This is a genomic window from Melittangium boletus DSM 14713 (assembly GCF_002305855.1).
GTDB classification, from domain to species: Bacteria; Myxococcota; Myxococcia; order Myxococcales; family Myxococcaceae; genus Cystobacter; species Cystobacter boletus.
Map to the genome: position 1 here is coordinate 7,526,920 of NZ_CP022163.1, position 20,809 is coordinate 7,547,728.

Consider the following 20,809-nt stretch of genomic DNA (forward strand, 5'->3'; position numbering starts at 1 on the left):
GCGGGCTACGGCGCGCGCTTCCCGCGCACATCCAGGACGAAGTAGATGTCCTGCTTGTTCCTGGCCAGTCCGCCGAACGACGAGTAGGGCTCGAACTTGAAGTCCGAGTGCCGCGCGATCATGATTCCCCGGCCCGCGATGTTCTCGTCATCCACGGACACTTCCAGGGGCAGCACCACCTCGTGGGTGGCGCCACGCACGGTCAGGTCGCCCTTCACGTCGACCTTGGGATGGCCGCCATCGCCCCGATCCTCGGAGAGCGTGCAGGACTTCGAGGTGAATTGGATCGTCTTGTGATTGTCGAAGTCGAGCTGCTCCGGGGTCCGCAGGTGCTCGCGGATCGTGTTGCGGCTGTCGACATCGATGCGATCGAAGCCGGCGAGGTCCCGCATCTCGTCACGCTCCGGATCCAACCCCTCCACTTGCACCGTCACCGAGATGGAGCAGCCATCCAGACTCGAGGGATCGAACTGGGCCGTGCCCGACCAGTCCGTGGCCCGGACGATGTGGTTGTCGCCCACGGTGCCGCCCGCGAAGATCTGCACGTAGAGGTGGCTCGTCTCCAGCGCCGGCTCGAGGTTGTAGGTGCGCGTGCCGGAGGGGAGGGTCTTGAGGCTGCTCGAGCCCACGGGGAAGTCGGTCCGCGCGGGGAAGGTGACCTTGGAGAGATCCTCGCCGATGGGCTCATCGCCGCCGCAAGCGGTCAGACAGGCCGTGCCGAGCAGCGTCGTGGTGACGAGGAGGGAGAGTCTGCTTCGCATGAATGGGGTCCTTCTTCTTCGGGGGGTTGGTGACGGCGCGGGGACTCTATCACCGCGAGGCCCCTCGTCCCGACCCCGGCCCCAGGTGGGGCGGACCGGCACCCACCTCTTCTAGTGGGGCCGGTCTGGCCTGGCTCGGCGTGCGCTTCCCGGGCTCACTCCTGGTGCGTCCCTGAACCCGGGGGGCTCTTCCCTCCGTCTCGACTCCTGGGAGATGATGAAGGCCCCCCTTCCCGAGACGGCCGCCACGTTTCCGCTCGCGCCACGCGGGTGATGGTCCTCGTTCTCCGAACCCCCATGTCGACGACTCCCGATGCTCCCCTGACGTCCTCCGCGGCTCCCCCGGCCGGCAAGGGCCTCCTGAGTACGCCCCTCTGGCCCCAGTCGAGTCTGGAACTCACCTCGCCCCGGACCCTGATGTTCATGGGGATCAGCTTCATCCTGGGGCTGCTCTGCTACAGCCAGGGCTACACCTTCGATGGCGGCATGCTCGTCTACCTGGTGCTGATCCTCATCTTCTCGCGCGCCTACTACACGCGGGCCTACAAGGGATTGGCCTACTTCCTGATCCTGCTGATCATCATCCCGCCGGCCAATGTGTTGCAGAACAACTTCATCGCGGCGGGGCAGATCACCTGGCGGCCCGATGCGCACTACCTGCTCGGGCGGGTCACCGCCGAGGGCGATGGCCCCTTCAAATGGACGCGCTTCCTCTACACGGGCGAGGAGCAGCCCTCGCTGGACGGCTCGGTGAACCACCTGGCCGTCAGCTACATGTATTGCGTGTCCTTCATCATGCTCATGCACGCGCTGCCAGCACGCTTCAAGCGGGCCCACCGCACGAGCCAGATCCTCTTCTATGTGCTGTTCACCGCCTTCACCGCCCTGTTCCTGATGCTGCCCATCCTCTCGCCCTCGCCGACGGGCCAGTTGGACTGGATGTGGGCGATGACGTCGATGAGCTATGGCCTCGGATGGTTGGGGCTGCTGCTCAGCAAGTCCTTCCGCAAGCTGGTGGGTACTCCCGCCATGCTCATCTGGATGGTGTTCATGGGCTTCGCCGTCGCGCCCTTCTACGATGTGCTGCACACCTGCATCAACAATGACTACTGGCTCCCGGTGGCCACCAACATGAAACCCCTGCTCACGTGCGGTGAGGTGTCCCTCCCGGGGCTGATGCCCTTCTACGATCTGGGCTTCGCGTTCCTGTATCCGGCCCTGTTCGGGGTGTTCCAGGACTACCTGAGCAAGTGGACGGTGCGGGATGAGCGCTACTCCTACGCCGGAGAGCTGCGCGTGGCCGAGGAGGCACGATGAGCACGGACAGCCTGCCCACCGCGGCGCCCGGCAAGCGCGCGCCCGGCCCGAGCAACTGGCGGATGTTCCACCTCTTCTCGGAGTTCGCCAACGACAGCATCGCGACCCTCCACAAGATGTACCGGCAGCACGGCGACGTGGTGCGCTGGCCCATGCCCCATGACGTGGTGCACGTCGTCTACCACCCCGAGGGCGTCAAGCACCTGCTGCAGGACAACTACCGCAACTACATCAAGGGTCCCGCCTACCTCGCCATGAAGCCCATCGTCGGCGAGGGGTTGTTGCTGAGCGAGGGCGACAACTGGTTGCGGCTGCGCCGGCTCACCCAGCCTCCCTTTCACCGCAACAACCTGCGTGGCTTCATGGACACCATGGTCCACTTCGCCACCACCACCTTCTCCCGCTGGGAGGACGCGGCCCGGCGCAGCGGCACCATCGACGCCGAGAAGGAGATGGTGGAGCTCACGCTCGCCATCGTGGGCGCCACGCTCTTCAGCGCGCATTTGAGCGAGAAGGCCGAGTACATCGGCCAGGCGGCCTCCGCCATGTTCGAGGTGCTCGAGCGGCGCGTGAACTCGGTCCTGCCCATGCCCCTGTCCATCCCCACTCCGGGCAACCGCCGCTTCCTGGGCGCCAAGAAGGCGCTCGACACGGTGGTGGACGAGGTCATCGCGCGCAAGCATCGCGTCGGTCCCGACAAGGAAAACGATCTGCTCAGCATGCTGATGCAGGTGCGGGATCAGGACACCGGCGAGGGCATGAGCGATTCGCTCCTGCACGACTCGGTGATGACCATGATGATCGGCGGGCACGAGACGAGCGCCAACACGCTCGCCTGGGCCTGGTACCGGCTCGCGCTCCACCAGGACGTGCAACAGCGCGTGTACGAGGAGCTGGAGCGGGAACTTGGCGGCCGGACGCCGACGATGGAGGACCTACCCCGGTTGAAGTACCTCAACCGCGTGCTGGAGGAGGTGCTGCGGCTCTACCCCGCCGCGTGGATGCTCGCCCGCCGGGCGCTCCAGGAGGATGTCATCTCCGGCTACCGCATCCCCGCTGGCAGCCTCGTCTACTTCTCGCCCTACATGGTGCACCGCCACCCCGAGCACTGGCCGGAGCCCGAGCGCTTCGATCCGGATCGCTTCCTGCCGGAGAACAGCGAGGGCCGCACCCGCTTCGCCTACTTCCCCTTCGGCGGTGGGCCGCGCCAGTGCATCGGCTACCACTTCTCGATGATGGAGATCCTGCTCGTGCTCTCCATGGGCCTGCAGCGCTTCCGGCTCCGGCTGGCCGAGCAGAAGGAGGTGGGCGTGCGTCTGGTCATCACCATGCGGCCGCTCGATGGCGTCAAGCTGAGGGTCGAGCCCCGGGAGCGCGCCGCCGCGGCGGCATGACGCGGGGACTCTGAGGGTCTTCTCAGAGTCCTCTCAAGCATGCATGACGCACCGTCCCTAGGGTGCGCGGCATGTTTGTTTCCCTCGCCGTCCTCCTCCTGGCCGCCGCGCCCGGGGAGGTCACTCCGGTGACCTTCGCCCAGGCGGTGTCGCTCGCCGGGAGGGCTCCTGGCCCCCAGAGCGCCGCCCGGGCCGCGGACGTCCAACGCGCCGAGCAGGCGCGCCTGTCCGCCTTCGTCCTCAATCCGCAAGTCGTCGTCGAGCCCGGCTACCGCCAGCGCCAGGAGGAGCGGGGTGCTGACCTTCGCCTGGGCCTCAGCCAGGGCTTCAACCTCTCCGGACAGGTCTCCGCGCGCGATCAGGCCCTGCGCGCCGAGCAGTCCGTGCTCCAGGCCGAGGCGCGGGCTGTCCTGCTCGAGCGCCAGCTCGCCATCGCCGAGGCGTGGTTGCTCCTGTGGGCCGCCGAGCGGGCCCAGACGCAGAGCGAGCTGGAGGTGACGCTGGCCGGCTCCTTCCAGAAGGCGGTGGAGGGGGCCTCGGCGCTGGGCGCGGCCACGAAGCTGGAGCTGGCCGAGGCATCCGCCTATCTCGCCGAGGCCCGGCTCACGGCGCTGGATGCCGAGGGGCTGGCCGCCGAACGGCGCGTGGCGCTGACCCGGGTGCTCGGCCATTCCCCCGCGAGCCGGCTCCAGGCCGAGGGGCCCCTGCCCGAAGTGACGCTTCCGCCGGACTCCACGTGGGAGTCCCTGGTGGTCGAGGCCTCCCGGCTGCCGGAGGTGGCCGCGCGGACGTTCGGGGCCGAGGCGGAGCGGGCGCGGGCCGCCGAGCTGCATGCCTCCCGGGGCAACTGGCTCCAGGTGGGCCTCGCGGGCCAGCGTGAGTACGACGGGGCCTCGGGCGGCGCCCTCACGCTCACGTGGACGCCGCCCCTGTTCGATCGCGGGGGCCGGGAGCGCGCGGCCCTGCTGGCCAGCGCCGAGCGTCAGGAGGGCGAGGCGCGCGAGGCGGGCCAGGCGTCCAGCGCCGCGCTGGCGCTCGCCTTCCACGAGGTGGTGCACGCGCACGAGGTGCTGGATGCGCTCCAGGGCCAGTTGTTGCCCGCCACCGAGGAGGCCGCCCGGCTGCGCGAATTCCTCTTCCAGTCCGGGGAGTCCACCGTCCCCGAGGTGGTGCTGGCGCGCCGCGCGCTGGCCTCCGCCCGCATCCGCCTGGGTCATGCCCGGGCCCGTGAGTCCCTGGCCCGCGTCCGGGCCCGCTTCTTCATCGACGCCCTCTCCGGAGTTTCCGCCCCATGAGACGCCCCGCGCTCCTCGCTTCCTTCCTCCTGCTGGGCGTGGCCCCGGGTTGCTCCTCGCCGCCTCCCCCCGCCGCGCCGCCTCCCGTGGCCCGCTCCAGCGCGCACACCGCCTGGGTCCATCCCCGTGCCCCGCATGGCGTGCCGCTCACCGAGGCGCCCGCCCATGTGCTGCCCCATCCCGAGGGAGCGGCGGCGCTCGGCCTGCCGTTCCGGGGCAACGTCGCCCGCATCGCCGTGCGGCCAGGACAGCGCGTCCAGCGGGGCGAGGTGCTCATCGAATTGCTCATGCCCGAGGTGGTGCGGGCCGCCGGAGACTACGAGGCCGCCACGTTGCGCCGCGAGGCCTGGCAGCGCCGGGCGACCCAGTTGGAAGCGCTCCAGGCGCAGGGCATGGCGCGCGTCTTCGAGTTGACCGAGGCCCAGGCGAACCTGGCCGAGGCGCGGGCGCAGCAGCAGAGCGCTCGGGCCCTGTTGAAGGCCGCGGGGGTGGAGGCGGCGGAGGCCGCGGGCGTGGCTCAGCGGGGCATGGTGCCGTTGCGCAGTCCCGTGGAGGGGGTTGTCACGGCCGTGGACGCGGTGCTGGGTGAGTCGCGGGAGACGGGCTCGGCGCCGCTCGTGCGCGTCTCCGGCGAGGGGCCCGCGCGCATCGAGGCCCGGCTGTCCCGCGCGTTTCCCCCCGAGGCCGCCTTCGAGTTCGTCGCTCCCGGCCACGCGCCGCTGCCAGTGCGGCTGGTGGCGCGCGCTCCCTCGATGGATGGGCGCGATGGCACCACGGCCGCGTGGTTCGAGCCCGAGCCCGCGCGGGCATTGCCCTCGGGGCTTCAGGGCACGGTCCGGGTGGGCGCGAATGGACTCCCCCGGGTGAAGGTGGTGCCCGCCCGGGCGCTCGTGCTGGAGGGCGAGGCGATCTCCGTGCTGGTGCGTGACGGCGAGGGCCACCGCCGCCAGCCCGTGAAGGTGGTGGGGCAGTCCGGCGCGGATGCCCTGGTGGACGGGCCGCTCACGGAGACGGATCAAGTGGCGGCCGATGCCTCGCGGGTCCTCGCCGGAACGGGAGGGGGCTCATGATCACCGAGTTGGTGCGCGCCTCGGTGAAGCACCGGGGTTTGACGTTGGGGCTCACGGGCCTCTTCGCGGTGCTGGCGGCGATCCTCATGGCGCGCATGGAGCTGGACGCGCTGCCGGACATCACCACGAACCAGGTGCTGGTGCTCACGCTCGCCCCGGGCATGACGCCCGAGGAGGTGGAGCGCCTGGTGACGCGGCCCGTGGAGACGAGCCTGGGCGGCATCCCCGGTTTGGAGCGGCACCGCAGCCTGTCGCGCTACGGCATCTCCTCGGTGACGGCCGTCTTCGGGGACGACGTGGACCCCCTGCGCGCGCGCCAGTGGGTGCAGGAGCGGCTGGCGGCGCTCTCGGGCGAGCTGCCTCCGGGCGTGGAGGCGCCGCAACTCGGCCCCCTCACGGGCGGACTGGGGGAGATCTTCCACTTCACGCTCAACTCGCCGGAGCGCACGTCGGCGGAACTCCTGGAACTGGCGGAGCGGCGGGTGGCTCCGCTGCTGCGCGGGGTGCCCGGCGTAGTGGAGGTGAACAGCTGGGGCGGACAGCAGCGCACGCTGGAGGTGCGCGCGGACGCGGTGAAGCTGGCCCAGCGTGGGCTGACGCTGGAGCGGCTGCGGGGCGCCCTGGAGGACACCTCGGGCAGCGTGCCCGGGGCGAGCCTCGCGGCGGGAGACCGGCAGGTGCTGGTGCGCGCGGTGGCGCGGCCTCCGGGCCCGAGCGAGCTGAGTGGCGCGGTGGTGCTGGGCGAGGACGGGCGGGCGGTGCGGCTGGCGGACGTGGCCGAGGTCGTGCCCGGCGCCCTGCCACGCATCGGCACCGCCACCGCCAATGGCCGGGGCGAGACGGTGTACGTGATGGTGCAGATGTTGCGCGGCGCCAACGCGCTGGACGTGATGGAGGCGCTGCACGCGCGGATGGACCGGGTCCACGACGCGCTGCCTTCGGACGTGCGCCTGGACGAGGTGTATGACCGGAGCGTGCTGGTGCGGGGCACGTTGCGCACGGTGGCGAAGAATCTGCTGGAGGGCGGCCTGCTGGTGGTGTCGGTGCTCTTCCTCCTGCTGGGCAGCTTCCGGGCGGGCCTGGTGGTGGCCTCGGCGATTCCCCTGTCCATGCTGGGCGCGGGCGTGGGCATGGTGCTGCTCGGGATTCCCGGCAACCTGATGAGCCTGGGCGCCATCGACTTCGGGCTCCTGGTGGATGGCGCGGTGGTGATGGTGGAGGCCGTCTTCCACGCCCTGGGCCACGAGCGTCCGGCGCGGGGCACATGGCGCGAGAAGGTGTCCCAGGTGACGGGCTCGGTGGCACGCCCGGTGTTCTTCTCGGTGCTCATCATCCTGCTCGTCTACGTGCCGGTGCTGGCGCTCAGCGGCGTGGACGGCAAGATGTTCCGCCCCATGGCGCTCACGGTGATGATGGCCCTGGCCACGTCGCTGGTGCTCTCGCTCACCTTCATTCCCGCCGCCGTCAGCCTGGTGCTGCGGCCCGAGGACGTCCCGGAACATCCGCCGCTGCTCGTGCGCTTCTTCGATCGCGTGTACCGGCCGCTGCTCGAGCGCATGGTGCGCCATCCCCAATGGGTGGCGCTCGCGGCGGTGCTGTTGCTCGCGCTGGGGACGGGCCTCTTCCTGCGCGCGGGCAGCGAGTTCGCCCCCCAGCTCGACGAGGGGGACATGGTGGTGCAGACGACGCGCGCCGGGGACATCAGCCTGGAGGCGGCCACGCGCGAGGCCCAGCTCCTGGAATCGGTGTTGCTCGAGCACGTGCCCGAGGTGACCCAGGTGGTGTCCCGCGTGGGGAGTCCCGCCGTCGCCACCGACATCATGGGCCTGGAGCAGGCGGACGTCTTCATCCGGCTCAAGCCGCGAGAGGCCTGGCGGCCCGGGCTCACCCGCGATTCCCTCATCCAAGAGATGGAGGGGCTCCTGGCGCGGGATGCCCCCGGCAGTGAGCCCTCCTTCACCCAGCCCATCCAGATGCGCTTCAACGAGCTGCTGGGCGGCTCGGTGACGGACGTGGCGGTGAGCGTGTACGGCGAGGAGTTAGGGGAGCTGCGACGGCTGGCGGAGCAACTGGCCTCGCAGGTGGCCCAGGAGCCGGGCGCGGAGGACGTGCGGGTGCTCGCGCCGCCCGAGGTGTCGATGTTGGAGGTGGTGCCCCGGCCCCTGGACGCGGCGCGCCTGGGGCTGAGCGTGCGCGAGGTGCTGGAGGCGGTGCAGGCGGTGCGCACGGGCCTGGAGGTGGGCGCCACCTATGACGGCGCGGTACGCGTGCCCATCGTCCTGAGGCTGGCGGGCACCGAGGGCGCTTTCTCGCTCGCGGAGCTGCCCCTGCCCGTGGCCTCCGGGGGGGTGGTGCCCCTGTCCCGGGTGGCCGACGTGAAGCTCGTCTCCACGCCGGGCCTGGTCAACCGGGACGACGGGCAGCGCCGCCTGGTAGTGGGCTTCAACGTGCGGGGCGCGGACCTGGGCTCGGTGGTGGAGCGGGCCCGCGCGAGGGTGGGCTCGGCGCTTCGCCTGCCCGTGGGGTACCGCTTGGAATGGGGAGGCCAATACGAGACGCTGACGGAAGCCACCCGGCGGCTGTCCCTCGTCATCCCCGCGGTGCTGGTGCTCATCGTGCTCGTGCTCTGGCTCACCTTCCGGCGCCTGCGTCCCGCGCTCATCATCTTCACCAACGTGCCCTTCGCGTGCGTGGGCGGCGTGGTGGCCCTGCTCGCGCGCGGCATGCCGGTGTCCATCTCGGCGGCCATCGGCTTCATCGCCCTGTCGGGCATCGCGGTGCTCAACGGCGTGGTGTTGATGGCGCGGCTGCTGCACCACGAGGCGGAGGGCGTGCCGGTGGGCGAGGCGGTGCGGCTCGCGGCCCAGGAGCGCTCGCGGCCGGTGCTCATGACGGCGTTGGTGGCGGCGCTGGGCTTCGTGCCGATGATGCTGGCCACCGGCGTGGGCGCCGAGGTGCAGCGCCCCCTGGCCACCGTGGTGGTGGGCGGACTCGTCACCTCCACGCTGCTCACGCTCGTCATCCTGCCCTCGCTCTACCCGTGGTTCTCGGCCCGGCGCGCGCGGGAGGTTCCCCGCCCGGCGGAGGCGGCCGCGTGAAGCTCCTGCTCATCGAGGACGAGGAGAAGATGGCCCGGCTGCTCCAGCGGGGCCTGACGGAGGCGGGGCACCTGGTGGACGTGTGCGGGCGGGGCGAGGACGCGCTGGAGCAGGCGCTGAACATCGCCTACGACGTCGTCCTGCTGGATTGGAACCTGCCGGACCTCGATGGGCTGGCGGTGCTCCGGCGCTGGCGGGAGCGGGGCCTGCGCACCCCGGTGCTGATGCTCACCGCGCGGGGCACGGTGGGCGAGAAGGTAATGGGCCTGCGCGCGGGCGCGGACGACTACCTCGTCAAACCCTTCGCCTTCGAGGAGTTGCTGGCGCGCCTGGAGGCCCTGCATCGCCGCGACGACGCCCAGGGGCTCGCGAGCAAGGTGGGGCCGCTGGTGCTGGACGCCCGGCGGCGGGTGATTCGCCATGGCGAGCACGAGCAGGTCCTCACCGGACGGGAATTCGCGCTCTTCTCCGAGCTGGCGAGCCACGCGGGCGAGGTGCTCGCGCGCTCCACGTTGCTCGGCCACGTGTGGGGCGAGTCCTTCGACGGGCCGCCGAACATCGTGGACGTGTACGTGGGTTATTTGCGCGGCAAGTTGAAGAAGCTCCAGGTGGAGGCGGTGTCCATCCAGGTGGTGCGCGGGGTGGGCTTCCGGCTGGTGGTGGAGGGGCGCGAGTGAAGCTGGCGGCGCGGTTGTGGCTCCTGGGCGCGGGCGTGCCCATGGTGGGCATCCTCGTGGCCCTGCTGCTCGCGGGCGCCTTCTTCGAGGCCCTGCTCGCGCGCGAGGTGGATCGCGCGCTGCTCACGCAGGCGGCCGTGGAGTCGGTGAGCCTCTTCGACGGGCCCCGGGGCGAGCCACACCTGCACAAGTGCGAGCCGTGGGGACCCACATACCAAAAAAATCAGGGCCCGCAAACCCCCATCTCCTGCCCGTTCCTCCTGCCCCTCTGACGGATGCCCTCCAGGCCCTCCAGGCGCCCCGCTGGGCTCGTGTCCCGTCCTCCCGCTTTTCCCTCGGGGCCCCGGCTCGCGTCGTTCCTGGGGCCTGCCAGGGCCTGCCCGTGAATGGGTGGGCGGGTGGTTGTACTCACGGGGACCATGGGGGCACGGGGGAAATCTCCGGCCGTCACAGGCACGTGTGCCCCCGGGAAAATCTCAATCCAAATTCTGGGGGGCTGTGCGTGCACGGGGCGGCTCCTAGTCAGAGGGCACAGTTCCTAGCTGGGCCTTTGTCAGGATCCGATGTGAGGGCCGTCCACTTCCCCCTCCATTGGGACTACTTTCCCCTAGTGGATTAGAGGAACTGAAATGAAGAAGTGGGCCGATTATCTTGTTACTAAGGTGAGCTACGCTCCTACTGGTTCACACATCGTCGCTCTGCGGGTCCGCAGCGATAAGGGCGATGAAGCGGGTCAGGAGGAGACGTTGAGTTTCAACGATGTCGTTCTGAGAATTCTTTTGGGCACGACATTCATCACGGTTACCTGGAGCGCCACTGGGTGGGTCAAAGGCGCTCCTGTGGAACTGAGCCTTCGGACGCGCCGCGATGCGACGGCGAAGGACAACTTGTCCAACCTCCCGAGGTTTTGAACGTTGAGCCACGGGGACTAAAACCGGCTCCCTCTTCCAGTTCTCCCGCTGGTCTCCCGGTCCTCGGGTCGCGTAGCTCCTAGCGGCTCCCAAGGGCCTCCCCACTGATGGGTGGGCGAGTTCCGATTCGTGCTCTCCATGACCCCCGGGGCACGGGGGGAAATCTCCGGCCGTCACAGGCTCGTGTGCCCCCAGGAAAATCTCCATCCAAATTCTGGGAGGTGAGTCTATAGGCGCTGACAGGCGTCGGGAACCGGCGGGGAAGTTCTAGCGGGCGGAGAGGGCACCCTGCGGAACCTTGATGGAGCTAAGAGGCCCGAGGCGTTGTCGTGCGCCTCCTGTGCCTCTGGATGCCGAGCCGCATACCTCCTTGGGGGTATTGGCTGTGACTTCGCCTCTTGCTGTGGTGGCAGTCCCGCCCTGTCCAGGAGGCACCCTGCATGACCGACGAAAAAAAGCAACAAGATCCCAAAGGGACCTGTGAGCACCCTAGCTTCTCCAAGGAGAGAATCATGGGTGCACAAACAGGGGACTATCGGTGCGACGAGTGCGGAGCGGAATTTTCCCGGGTTGAAATAGAGCGCTTGAGGTCCGCTCGACAGGACGTGAGGGAGCGTTAGTGGGCCTTTGTCGTGGGGCCTTCATCCGCTGCTCCTTCGCGTCAGATACGGGGGGACGTGAGCGTCCGTATTTCGCCCACGTCGTGAACAACCCTCGACTTTCAGGAGAAAACCATGGCTAGTAAATGGGCTGACTACATCATCACCGCAGTACGGTTCGACACTACGGGGAGCAGGCGGATCATCTCATTGAGAGTCTACCCTGATGAAGGCTCAAGCTTGGGAGAAAGCGCGGTGTGGAGTTTCGAGCAGGTGGCTCAAGCGATTCTCAACGGCAGCACCTTCGTCACCGCCACAAAGAACAGTAACGGCAAGCTGGATAAAGGAGCCTCTGTCGAACTGTCCCTGAGAACGCGCCGTGATGACACGGCGAAGGACAACCTGGACAACCTTCCGACGTTTTGACAATGGAGCCCAGCGGTGCCCTTTATGGCTTTTAAGGGTTCTGCTGGGCGCCGCTCGGGGATGGATACTCCATACGTGCGATGGGTTCTCTTGCCCATGAGGATTGCTCACCTTGGTGCAAGCACCCCTCAATCCTGAGGATCGCTCAAGCGGTCAACCAGCGAAGTGCGGCATGTCAGACCCCACCGTTAGCGTTGGTCACGGCCTGTTGTCGAAACGGCCATGCCCCCGAGGTGTACGACATGCCTGATGAGCAAATCCGCATTAACATTCCGATTGAGAATCTGCTTGACTCCGAGGGGTTTGTTAGTCGGGAGTGTCCAGTTCCTGATTGCTTGCGGCAGTTCAGAGTCCATAACGAAGGCGCTCCCAGTCAGGACGCTTACATATGCCCGTATTGCTCGCACTCTGCGGCGGGTAGCGAGTGGTGGACAGCGGATCAGATCCGGTTCCAAACGGAAGTTGGCAGAAAGGTTGTGGAGACGCACCTGTTGGACCCACTCCGCAAAAGCTTCGCGGACCTTGAGCGTCGCAGTCGCGGGACATTCAAGTTCAAGGCGGGAAGTCCTGCACCGATGCCGAAGTTGCCTGCCCACGCTGACGCTGCGCGGTTGGTAACACCGTCATGCCATCCAACGGCGCTGCTCAAGGTTCGTGAGGACTGGCAGGGCCCCATTCACTGCTTCGCTTGTGGTGCGTCCACCTAGGTATAGTCCTTCAAGGATTACCCAGGGTCTGTTTAGGGGTGGTGAGTTAATTCCCTTGACATAGGGTATTGATTCGTATCAGCCGGGAGTTAACCCACTCACTACTCCCAACCCCGGGCGCTCTGAATGCCCCACGCGGGCTCCTTTAGGGACCCATATAGATAGGAACCTTTGGGGGCTCCTTCTACCGGAGCCGGAAACTTGTCGGGGGAACTGCTCTCCTGCCCGAACCTATCTACCTGGAATGTGTCCCGCGTCCCGGCAGCCGGGGGCATGCCTTGATGTCCCTCCGAGGAGCCTCGGGGTTCCTCAAGGTGTCCCGCTGGCTCATGTACCCTTATCGTCTTCGGAGAACAGGTCACGGAGGGGAACCTTGTAGGCCACGGATGCGGCCACGAGGGTGGCCACCGTGGGGTTGGCGGTGCCTCCCTCCAAGCGGGGCATGTACTTGGGATGTAGACCCATCATCTCGGCGGCTTGTTCCTGTGTGAGCCCACTTGCTTGGCGAGCCTCCCGGAGCCGACTCCCGAGGCGCTTTAGCTCCCGCTTGACAAGAGGGGCCAAGTTTTCCGGGGTCGGCTCGATGGGCGGTTTGGGACGGTGCGACTTGCCGGATGGGGACACGCGGGCAATGTGACCCGGGTTACCTTTACATTACCACAAACTATAGTTTACCTTGCGGGTCGGCCCCAACCGACGAAAGGACGGCCCGGTACATGCCCGAAGAGACCGTAACTAGGACACCCAACCCGCTAGTGGTCAGCTTGGACCTGGAACTACTGGCCCTGGCGAACGCGACGCGAGGCGCGGAGATCCTCGCGGACTACCAGACCCGGCAAGGGTTCATGGACGATGAAGCGGAGCAAGATGCCCCGGTGGCAGTCTTCTCCATCCTTTCCCTCGTGGGGGGCCGTCTCGACCAACTGCGCCGGGTGATTCGTGGTGAAGAGGACCCGGCACATATCTGGGCCCCTCACAATGCGGTCGCCTTCCCTGAGTCGCTGGCCGACACGGAAGGGGACATCGTTCTGTTCCCTTGGAGCGCCTATGGGAAGCCGATGGTGCTCGCCCGTCCTTCCATGGGGGGACCGGCGCCAGAGGAGAGGGCACGGGAGCCCAAGGGGAAGGAACCCAAGGGGAGGAAGGCACCGAAGGACCCGAAGGGGAAGGAAGCGGCTCCCGAGGCCCCGGGCATTCAGGCGGGACAACCCGAGGGGAAGGAAGCGGTTCCCGAGGCCCCGGGTATCCCCGGCAAGGGCTCGAAGGGTTCCCCTCCGGAGACTCACTAGGAACCCCGAGGTAATCCGAGGCTCGACCGATGGGGCGCGGGGATGCTCCATCGGAAGGCCCTCCAGAGGCCCTGTGAGCCCTGGGAGGCCCCTGGGGTCCCCCGGCCCCCGAACGCGGCTCTACGGGGCAGCCAGGGGCCTTGGAGGGGCATCCTGGGGGCGGAAATGGGTTGAGGCTTAGCCTGCTGCCTCTTCCTCCGTTCGGGGCCACCCCCACAGCAGCGAGTCACCCAGAGGGCCGACTCCACCGTGCTTGTAGGTGAGGACCATGTTCCCACCCAGTGGGTGGACGGTAATCGTGCTGAACACCATGCGCATCAGGACGTTTGCCCTGCGCCGGTCGAGTGGTTCGGCTTGGATCACGTCGCTCAGTTCGTCGATGCGCTTCATGATGAAGGGGTCGGCAAGGGCGCCCGCTCGTCTGTAGAGGTCATCCCTCTTCGCCTCGACTTCCCTCTTGCTCTCCTCCATCTTGCGGATCTGCTCCAGGAGGGTTTGTAGCTTGGTTCGAGCGTAGGCTTCCGCCAGTGCCGACAGTTCGTCGTCGAATACCTCCAGGCTGGTGTTTACCTGCTGGATCTCGGCATCAAGCCCGTCGTGCTCCTCGCCTGTGGGCGCATTCGCCAAGTAGGCTGGGCCGTGCTGGAGGAACGCGCCCTCTACGTCCTCGTAAGGAATCATCCTGTACTTGCAGCCCGCTCCATGTCGGGCCTTGGCGCAAACAAGGTACGAGTACCGGCGCTTCTTGTTCCGTCCCTTGCTGATGTAGTTCATCGTGCTGGAGCACAGGCCGCACCGGACCACTCCTCCGAAGAGGTTCTTGACGTCCTCCCGGTTGGCGTTCCTGCCGCGCAACGCGGAAGGGGTGTCCAGTCGGATGGCCTGGGCTCGCTGGAAGGTGTCCTCGTCGATGATGGCCGGGAAGTAGTTGGGGATGGGGTCTCCCGCCTTGCGCCGAACCTTTTTCTTCCCTTCGTGCTCGGTGGTGTGGACGGTGTACGTGCCGATGACCGCCGGGTTCTCCAGGGTCCGGCGGATGTAACTCACATGCCATTGCTTGGCCTGGATGCCGTTACGACTCGTGCGGGAGAACACGGGAACGCCGTCGCGATTGAGGGCCTTGACGATTCCCGCCACGCCCATGCCCGAGAGGTAGTCCCGGAAGATGCGCCGGATGACCTCCACCTTCTCGGGAATCTCCTGGAACGTCCCGGTGGCCTTGTCGAGCCAGATCCAGTTCGGGACGATGGCGGTCATGGGCTTCCTCGCCGCAGCCTTCAGCCTCTTCTGGGACCACACATCCTTGAGCCGGAACGACTTGTGGGCGCTCTCGTCATTGGCCCGGATGAACCCCATGATGGCGTACATCAGGTCCATGGGTTGAGCCGTCATCGTCGCCTGGGAATAGACCTTTTCATCGTTGAGGGTCACGAGCGTGATGCCATGGGCGAGGATGCTGGTGAGGGAGCCCAGGGCGATCCAGGCCGCCTGACGGCTCAACCGGTCCAAGCTCTCGACCAGCAGGTAGGAGCCCGGTTCCACCTTCCCAACCTGAACGGCGGTGAGGAAGGCGCCAAGCTGCCCGTCCTCCAGGTTCTTCCCCCGGAAGGCGCTCACCCCCAGGTCCTGGAAGGTCAACTTGTCGTCCAGGTCCAGGCCCTTCCGGGACGCATACGACTGGGCCGCCGTGCTCTGTCGTCGAAAGCTGTCTCCCTGGCTTTGGTCGGGGGTGCTGAACCGTAGGTAGCTGTACGCCTTGGGCATGTGCGTCTCCATTCTAGACGGAGAGACCCGGGTCCTCTATCGGCCCTGTGGGTCCTCAAGGCCCCCACCTCCACCTGTTGAGCTCGCCGTTGGAGAAGGCGGTGCGCCCCTTCGCGCCCATGGCGGAGTTGTTGTAATAGCTCGCCGAGCCCCGTCTGGACGAGGCGAGGAGAGCCAGCCGGGCCACGAAACAAAGCGCGGCGGCGTCAGTCGAGGCTGGAGGGGAGCGTGAAGGTGCCGGGGTTGTCGATGGCGGCGAGCGCGGCGCGCAGCAGGTAGCGCCCCGGGTCCTCACCGCCCAGGCGGGCCGTCTCAATCAGCGAGTAGAAGAGGGCCGCCACCTCGGTGCCGCGCAGCGACTTGGAGCCGTAGTGATTCTTGCGGCCCAGCACCAGGTCGCGCAGCTGGCGCTCCACCAGGTTGTTGTCCAAGGGCACCCAGGGGTTGGAGAGGAAGACGGTGAGCCCGCTCCACAGCGCCAGCATGTACTCGAGGGCCTTGCGCAGGCCGCTGCCTGGCAGCGCGCGCTGAGCCAGTGCCCACTCGCGGATGGCCGCCACCAGCGGGACGGACTGCTCCCGCCGCACCAGCAGACGGTACGCGAGCGCCGCGGTCTGTTGTGCTCCCTCCAGCGCATGTGGGTCAGGCAGGCCGGCCTCAATGGCATACAACTGGCCAATGAGAGACAGCACCTGGGCGCACGCGGGGGCCACCTGCTCGGCCTCCACGAATTTGCGCCGCACGTGGGCCCAACAAAACACCAGGCTACAGGAGGCCGGCCCGTCGGCCCCCGGTTTCGTCGCCGTCTGGTAGGCGGCGTAGCCGTCCACCATGGCGACGCCCTGGTAGTTGCCCAGCACCTGCCGGGCCGTGGCCCCGGAGCGGCTGGGGAGAATGCGGTGGTGCACCGCACGGGGACTGGCCACCGTCCATGCGTACCACTTCTTCCCCGGGCCCTTGTCCAGCAGGTGCCAGTGCGTCTCATCCGCGTGGATGAGGGGGGAAGCGAAGACGACGGCGAGCAGTGCCTCGTAGCTGGGCTGGAGGTGGCGGGCCAGGGCGGACAACTGGTCCCAGAGTGTCTGGGTATCCACTACCAGGCCCTCGCGCCGGTACATGCGCTCCTGGCGCGCCAGCGGCAGGTGGAAGGCATACTTCTGCAGCGCCACGTGCACGGCGAAATCCACCGCGTAGCGGCCGCCCGGAATGAGGCGCGGCGCGGTGGGTGCGGTGACGGGTGCGCACCCCTCCGGGCAGCGGTACTTCTGTCGGCGGTAGCGCTTGAGGACGAAGTGGCGCTCCACCACGCTCACCTCCTCGCTGTCCTCCGTCTGCCCCCGCCACTCCGCGAGGGCTCCGCCGCACAGGCCGCATACCTTGTCCGCCTCGTCCAACGGCAGCAGCACCTCTTGCACGGGCAGCTCCGGCTGGGCTCGCGGCCCATGTCCCCGCTGCTGGCACTCGCGCGCGGCGGGCTCCTCCTGCTGCGCGCTCGGGCGCTTCTCGCTGGAGGCTCCGAAGAGGCGCTGCTGCATGCGCGCCAGTTGCTCCTGGAGCTGGGTGAGCTCCAGTTGCAGCCGCGCCTGGGCGTCCTCCCCCTTGAGCCGCGCATTCTCTTGCACCAGCGCCTCCAGCCGCTGGTGCAGCCGCGCGTTCTCCGCCTCGAGCAGCGCCGCCATCTGCTTCGCCGTCTCCAGGTCCTTCACCTGCCCGAGGGGAACCATACCTTCGCGGTAGTGCTACACGGCCGCCTCCACCGCAAGTTCTTTCTCCTCGAAGGCTGGCGGCGACAGCTTCCACCTGCCCGCCAGCTCGCACCCCTCCAGAAACAAGGACAGCTCGGCCACCGTCAGCTCCACGCTCACCGCTCCGGCCTGGGCCCACGGCCGCGCGAAGCGTCCCTTGAAGAGACGCTTGGTGAGCAGCACCAGCCCCGTGCCGTCGAAGTAGAGCACCTTGGCCCGCTGGCGACACCGCCCCACGAAGAGGAAGACGTCGCCCTTGAGCAGCTGTCCTCCCAGCTGCTGCTCCACCAGCGCGCTCAATCCATCAAACCCCTTGCGCATGTCCACCGGCACCGCACTGGCGTACACCCGCACCGCCCGCGTGAGTGTCAGCACGCCACCCTCCGCAGCACCTCCACCGCCTCCTCCACCCCCAGCCCTTCCACCCTCCAGCCTTGGGGCGACACCACCGCCAAGGTCGTGCCCTCTCGCGGCCGCGCGGGCACCTTCGCCTCGTGCACCACCACTGGCACCAGCCCCGCGCGCCTCGGCTCACTCCCTCTCGCCTTGCTCCCAGGCGTCTGCCCCCGCCTCCACGCCTGCAGCGTCGGCTCCGACACCCCCAGCCTCTCCACCACCGACTTGAGCGTCTCTCCCTTCTCCAACGCCTGCGCCAGGTAGCGCACCGCGAACGCTCTCATCGGCTCGGGGAAGGGGCCCGAGCCCTTGGCTCGTCCCGCTCTCAGTCTCTGCACCTCTTGCCGGAACTGCTCCAACTCCTTCTCCACGTGCACCTCCAGGTTTCTTCCCTGGACGTCTCACGCTCCCGCCTCTCTCGTCACGACGGGCTCCGGCGAGCTGTTACGAGTTGTTCGCGCCCGAGGGACGCCGGCTGGCGGCCTATCCCGCCTCGCAGGAGAGCGGTGCCGGGATGGCTCCCCAGGCGCCTCCTCCAGGAGAGCCGCCCCTGTTCGAGACGGTGCGAGGCGCGGATGGCGTGCGCTACCGCCGACTTACGCTGGGGGTGCTCTCGCCCTCGGGAGGCGTGTACACGCTTCGGTTGTCCGCGTCGCTGGCGCAACAGGACTCGGCGGTGCGGGCCTTTGGCTCCGTGACGCTGGCGGTGGCGGCGCTGCTGGGCGTGGTGCTGTTCGCCTTGCAGACCTGGCAGGCGCGGTGGCTGGCGGGACGGCTCACGCAGCTCCGAGGACTGATTGGCCGGATGCGCGAGGGCGCGTTGCCGGGGCGGGAGGAGGATGGGCGCCGGGTCGACGAGGTGGCCGAGGTGGAGGGCGCGTTGCACGAGGCGTCGGTGCGGCTCGGGGAGGCGCGCGAGGCGCAGGAACAACGTAAGTCCTCGCCGGAGCCCGTCGTGACGAGAGGGCCGAGAGGTGAGCATGTCCGCCCGAGGCAAGGAGGCGGACAAGATGGACAAGAGAGAGTGGGCGGAGCAGTTCAGACAGCAGGTGCTGGCGCGAGGAGGCGTGGGGCCGAGAGCGCGCTACACGCCGGAGCAGAAACAGCAAGCGGTGGAGTATGTGCGAGAGAGGCAGCAGCAGGGCGAGAGCGTGGAGGAAGTGGCCAGGCAACTGGGGATGAGTAGCTGGACGCTCAGCCGCTGGAGCAGCGCGGCGCGGAGGGAGAGGCAGGAGCCGGAGGGAGCGGGACTGGTGCCGGTGGAGGTGAAAGCGGAGCGGGCCGTGGCGCGGAGGGGAGGGCTGGTGGTGCACGGGCCCGGAGGTGTACGGGTGGAGGGTTTGAGCGTGGAGGACGCGGTGGCGCTGCTGCGAGGGCTGAGGTGATTGGCTCCACGCGCCGGCTGAGCGTGTACGCGTACGGGCAGCCGTGCGACATGCGCAAGAGTTACGACGCGCTGAGCGGGCTGGTGACGCGGGAGTTGGGCCGCGACTTCCTCTCGGGGGACGTCTTCCTCTTCGTGGGCCGGGACAGGAAGAGGGCCAAGGCACTCTTCTGGGACGGCACGGGGCTGTGCCTGTACGCCAAGAGGCTGGAGAAAGGACGCTTCGCGCCGCTGTGGCGGCGAGAGAGGGGCGCGCGGCCATTGGAGTTGACGGTGTCGGAGCTGGCGCTGTTTCTGGAGGGCAGCGAGCTGGTGGGGCGGACGCCGCTGTCGCCCGCGCCGTACACACTGGCCCCGCTCTTCCAGCCAGGGGCCGAGGGCGGGGTGACGTCGTGAGTCATGGGGCGTGGACTACTTGCGCGGGAGGGTGGAGCCATGACACTACGGGCCCATGGGCTTGCAGCTGGAGACGGAGAAGGACGTGGAGAGGCTGCGCCAGGCGGCCTTGCTGCTGGAGGCGGAAAACAGACGCCTGGTGGCGCGCGTGGTGGAGCTCACGCGCAAGCTGATGAGCGCCCAGGGGCAGGACGCCGAGGAGTTGCAGCTGCGCCTGCGGGAGGTGGAGCGGCAGCTGGCACAGCGCACCGCCGAGCTGTTCGGCCGCTCCAGCGAGAAGCGTCCCCGCCGCGAGCAAGGCGAGGAGGACAAGGACAAGGAGGCCGCGCCCGGCCACGGCCCGCGCGCCCAGCCCACGCTGCCCTTGCTGGAGGTGGTGCACACGCTGGAGGAGGCGGACAAGCAGTGCCCCCAGTGCGGAGGGGCGCTGGCGGAAATGGAGGGCTGCTGGGAGGAGGCCGAGGAGGTGGACGTGGTGCAACGGCGCTTCGTCCTCCAGCGCCACAAGCGGCAAAAGTACCGCTGCGGCTGCGGCGGGTGCGTGGAGACGGCCCTGGGCCCGCCCAAGCTTCAGCCCGGCGGGCGCTACTCGCTGGACTTCGCCGTGGAAGTGGCTGCGGCCAAGTACCTCGACCACTTGCCCCTGGAGCGGCAGGTGCGAGTCATGCAGCGCGAGGGTCTCACGGTGGACAGCCAGACACTCTGGGACCAGGTGGACGCGCTGGCGCGGCGGCTGGCGCCCGCGCACGAGGCGCTGCACGCCGCGCTGCTCACGCGGGAGATTCTGGGAGGAGACGAGACGCGCTGGCCGCTGCTGGGTAGTAAGAGCCAGACGCGCTGGCACGCCTGGGCGCTGTGCGCGCCGGACGCCGTGGTGTACCGGATACAGGAGGGGCGAGACGCCCAGGCCGCGCGCCACCTGCTCCAGGACTTCGACGGAATCTTCATGGTGGACGGGCTGAGCACCTACGAGAGCGTCGCCGCGGGCTCGGGTGGGAAGCTGACGCTGGTGCACTGTTGGATGCACGCGCGGCGCAAGTACGTGGAATGCGCGGAGGCCTTCCCCCAGGCGGAAGAGGCCCTGGAGATGATTGCCGCGCTGTACGCGGTGGAGCGTGAGTACAAAGAGGGGCCGGAGAACCTGGAGCGCCTGCTGGAGCTGCGACAGCACAAGAGTCGCCCCCTCCTCGAGCGCCTGCACCAGTGGGCATGCGCCCAGCGCGCACTGCCCCAGTCGGGCCTGGGCCAGGCAATCAAATACATGAGCCAGCGGTGGACGGGGCTGACACGGTTCGTGACGGACGCGCGCGTGCCGCTGGACAATGGGGCCACCGAGCGCGCCATGCGCGGGCTCGCCGTGGGCCGTAAAAACCACTACGGCAGCCGGAGTCGGCGCGGCACCGAGGTGACCGCCCTCTTCTACAGCCTGCTGGAGACGGCGAAGCTGTGCGGGGTGGACCCCAAGCGCTACCTGCGTGAGGCAGCGCTGGCGGCCCTGCGCGGAGACTCCATTCCCCTGCCGCACCAGCTCGCACCGTCCGCCGAGGGCTGACGCGCCGCACCTGCTCCTGTCTGTCTCG

20 protein-coding genes are annotated in these 20,809 nt (G+C 68.3%); 13 read left to right on the top strand and 7 right to left on the bottom strand.

What is annotated here, in order from left to right:
* Positions 1-5: 5 nt before the first annotated feature.
* Positions 6-761: a YceI family protein gene (locus MEBOL_RS31285; protein WP_095980873.1), complete on the bottom strand. Its 756-nt coding sequence runs from the start codon at positions 759-761 to the stop codon at positions 6-8.
* A gap of 297 nt (positions 762-1,058) precedes the next feature.
* On the opposite strand from MEBOL_RS31285, the gene MEBOL_RS31290 reads away from it, so the two are divergent.
* The 9 genes from MEBOL_RS31290 (at position 1,059) to MEBOL_RS31330 (ending at position 11,548) form a co-directional block, all read left to right on the top strand.
* On the top strand, positions 1,059-2,078 hold the full coding sequence (locus MEBOL_RS31290; RefSeq protein WP_095980874.1) for a hypothetical protein: 1,020 nt from the start codon (positions 1,059-1,061) through the stop codon (positions 2,076-2,078).
* Complete coding sequence (locus tag MEBOL_RS31295) at positions 2,075-3,472, top strand: cytochrome P450 (protein ID WP_095980875.1); 1,398 nt, start codon at positions 2,075-2,077, stop codon at positions 3,470-3,472. Before MEBOL_RS31290 ends, MEBOL_RS31295 begins: the two co-directional genes overlap by 4 nt.
* Positions 3,473-3,543: 71 nt before the next feature.
* A complete protein-coding gene (locus MEBOL_RS31300) occupies positions 3,544-4,767 on the top strand; it encodes a TolC family protein (RefSeq protein ID WP_095980876.1) in 1,224 nt (407 codons plus the stop codon).
* Positions 4,764-5,837 (top strand): efflux RND transporter periplasmic adaptor subunit, encoded by a 1,074-nt coding sequence (locus MEBOL_RS31305; RefSeq protein ID WP_095980877.1) that lies wholly within the window; start codon positions 4,764-4,766, stop codon positions 5,835-5,837. Before MEBOL_RS31300 ends, MEBOL_RS31305 begins: the two co-directional genes overlap by 4 nt.
* Entirely contained in the window at positions 5,834-8,935 is a 3,102-nt protein-coding gene (locus tag MEBOL_RS31310) for an efflux RND transporter permease subunit (RefSeq protein ID WP_095980878.1), read from the top strand. Before MEBOL_RS31305 ends, MEBOL_RS31310 begins: the two co-directional genes overlap by 4 nt.
* Positions 8,932-9,612 carry a response regulator transcription factor gene (locus MEBOL_RS31315; RefSeq protein ID WP_095980879.1) on the top strand — a complete coding sequence of 227 codons (681 nt, stop codon included), beginning with the start codon at positions 8,932-8,934 and terminating at the stop codon, positions 9,610-9,612. Before MEBOL_RS31310 ends, MEBOL_RS31315 begins: the two co-directional genes overlap by 4 nt.
* Positions 9,609-9,884: a hypothetical protein gene (locus MEBOL_RS31320; RefSeq protein WP_095980880.1), complete on the top strand. Its 276-nt coding sequence runs from the start codon at positions 9,609-9,611 to the stop codon at positions 9,882-9,884. Before MEBOL_RS31315 ends, MEBOL_RS31320 begins: the two co-directional genes overlap by 4 nt.
* A gap of 357 nt (positions 9,885-10,241) precedes the next feature.
* Positions 10,242-10,523 (top strand): hypothetical protein, encoded by a 282-nt coding sequence (locus MEBOL_RS31325; RefSeq protein ID WP_095980881.1) that lies wholly within the window; start codon positions 10,242-10,244, stop codon positions 10,521-10,523.
* A 734-nt stretch (positions 10,524-11,257) separates the two neighbouring features.
* A complete protein-coding gene (locus tag MEBOL_RS31330) occupies positions 11,258-11,548 on the top strand; it encodes a DUF3892 domain-containing protein (protein WP_095980882.1) in 291 nt (96 codons plus the stop codon).
* A gap of 1,034 nt (positions 11,549-12,582) precedes the next feature.
* Here MEBOL_RS31330 and MEBOL_RS44175 read toward each other — a convergent pair.
* Positions 12,583-12,879 (bottom strand): helix-turn-helix domain-containing protein, encoded by a 297-nt coding sequence (locus MEBOL_RS44175; RefSeq protein ID WP_157823778.1) that lies wholly within the window; start codon positions 12,877-12,879, stop codon positions 12,583-12,585.
* 92 nt (positions 12,880-12,971) lie between these two features.
* Between MEBOL_RS44175 and MEBOL_RS31340 the strand changes: the two genes are divergently transcribed.
* Complete coding sequence (locus MEBOL_RS31340) at positions 12,972-13,544, top strand: hypothetical protein (protein WP_157823779.1); 573 nt, start codon at positions 12,972-12,974, stop codon at positions 13,542-13,544.
* A 177-nt stretch (positions 13,545-13,721) separates the two neighbouring features.
* Here MEBOL_RS31340 and MEBOL_RS31345 read toward each other — a convergent pair whose 3' ends face one another.
* The 5 genes from MEBOL_RS31345 to MEBOL_RS41495 all read right to left on the bottom strand — a co-directional run bounded on the left by MEBOL_RS31345 (position 13,722) and on the right by MEBOL_RS41495 (position 18,229).
* Complete coding sequence (locus MEBOL_RS31345; RefSeq protein ID WP_095980885.1) at positions 13,722-15,320, bottom strand: recombinase family protein; 1,599 nt, start codon at positions 15,318-15,320, stop codon at positions 13,722-13,724.
* Between the two features lie 194 nt (positions 15,321-15,514).
* Complete coding sequence (gene tnpC / locus MEBOL_RS31350) at positions 15,515-17,032, bottom strand: IS66 family transposase (protein ID WP_095976451.1); 1,518 nt, start codon at positions 17,030-17,032, stop codon at positions 15,515-15,517.
* A 15-nt stretch (positions 17,033-17,047) separates the two neighbouring features.
* Positions 17,048-17,428, bottom strand: a complete 381-nt coding sequence (tnpB, locus tag MEBOL_RS31355) for an IS66 family insertion sequence element accessory protein TnpB (protein ID WP_095976450.1) — start codon at positions 17,426-17,428, stop codon at positions 17,048-17,050.
* On the bottom strand, positions 17,422-17,820 hold the full coding sequence (locus MEBOL_RS31360) for a transposase (RefSeq protein WP_095976449.1): 399 nt from the start codon (positions 17,818-17,820) through the stop codon (positions 17,422-17,424). Before MEBOL_RS31360 ends, tnpB (MEBOL_RS31355) begins: the two co-directional genes overlap by 7 nt.
* Positions 17,821-18,034: 214 nt before the next feature.
* The gene (locus MEBOL_RS41495) at positions 18,035-18,229 is read right to left on the bottom strand and encodes a hypothetical protein (RefSeq protein ID WP_157823780.1); all 195 of its coding nucleotides are present in this window, start codon (positions 18,227-18,229) and stop codon (positions 18,035-18,037) included.
* 230 nt (positions 18,230-18,459) lie between these two features.
* On the opposite strand from MEBOL_RS41495, the gene tnpA reads away from it, so the two are divergent.
* Genes tnpA through tnpC (MEBOL_RS31375) form a run of 3 tightly spaced genes read left to right on the top strand, consistent with a single transcriptional unit; the run spans position 18,460 to position 20,781 of the window.
* Complete coding sequence (gene tnpA, locus MEBOL_RS31365; protein ID WP_157774749.1) at positions 18,460-18,834, top strand: IS66 family insertion sequence element accessory protein TnpA; 375 nt, start codon at positions 18,460-18,462, stop codon at positions 18,832-18,834.
* Positions 18,831-19,229 carry an IS66 family insertion sequence element accessory protein TnpB gene (tnpB, locus tag MEBOL_RS31370; RefSeq protein WP_095976243.1) on the top strand — a complete coding sequence of 133 codons (399 nt, stop codon included), beginning with the start codon at positions 18,831-18,833 and terminating at the stop codon, positions 19,227-19,229. Before tnpA ends, tnpB (MEBOL_RS31370) begins: the two co-directional genes overlap by 4 nt.
* 55 nt (positions 19,230-19,284) lie before the next feature.
* Positions 19,285-20,781, top strand: a complete 1,497-nt coding sequence (gene tnpC / locus MEBOL_RS31375; protein WP_095976244.1) for an IS66 family transposase — start codon at positions 19,285-19,287, stop codon at positions 20,779-20,781.
* Positions 20,782-20,809 lie beyond the last annotated feature (28 nt).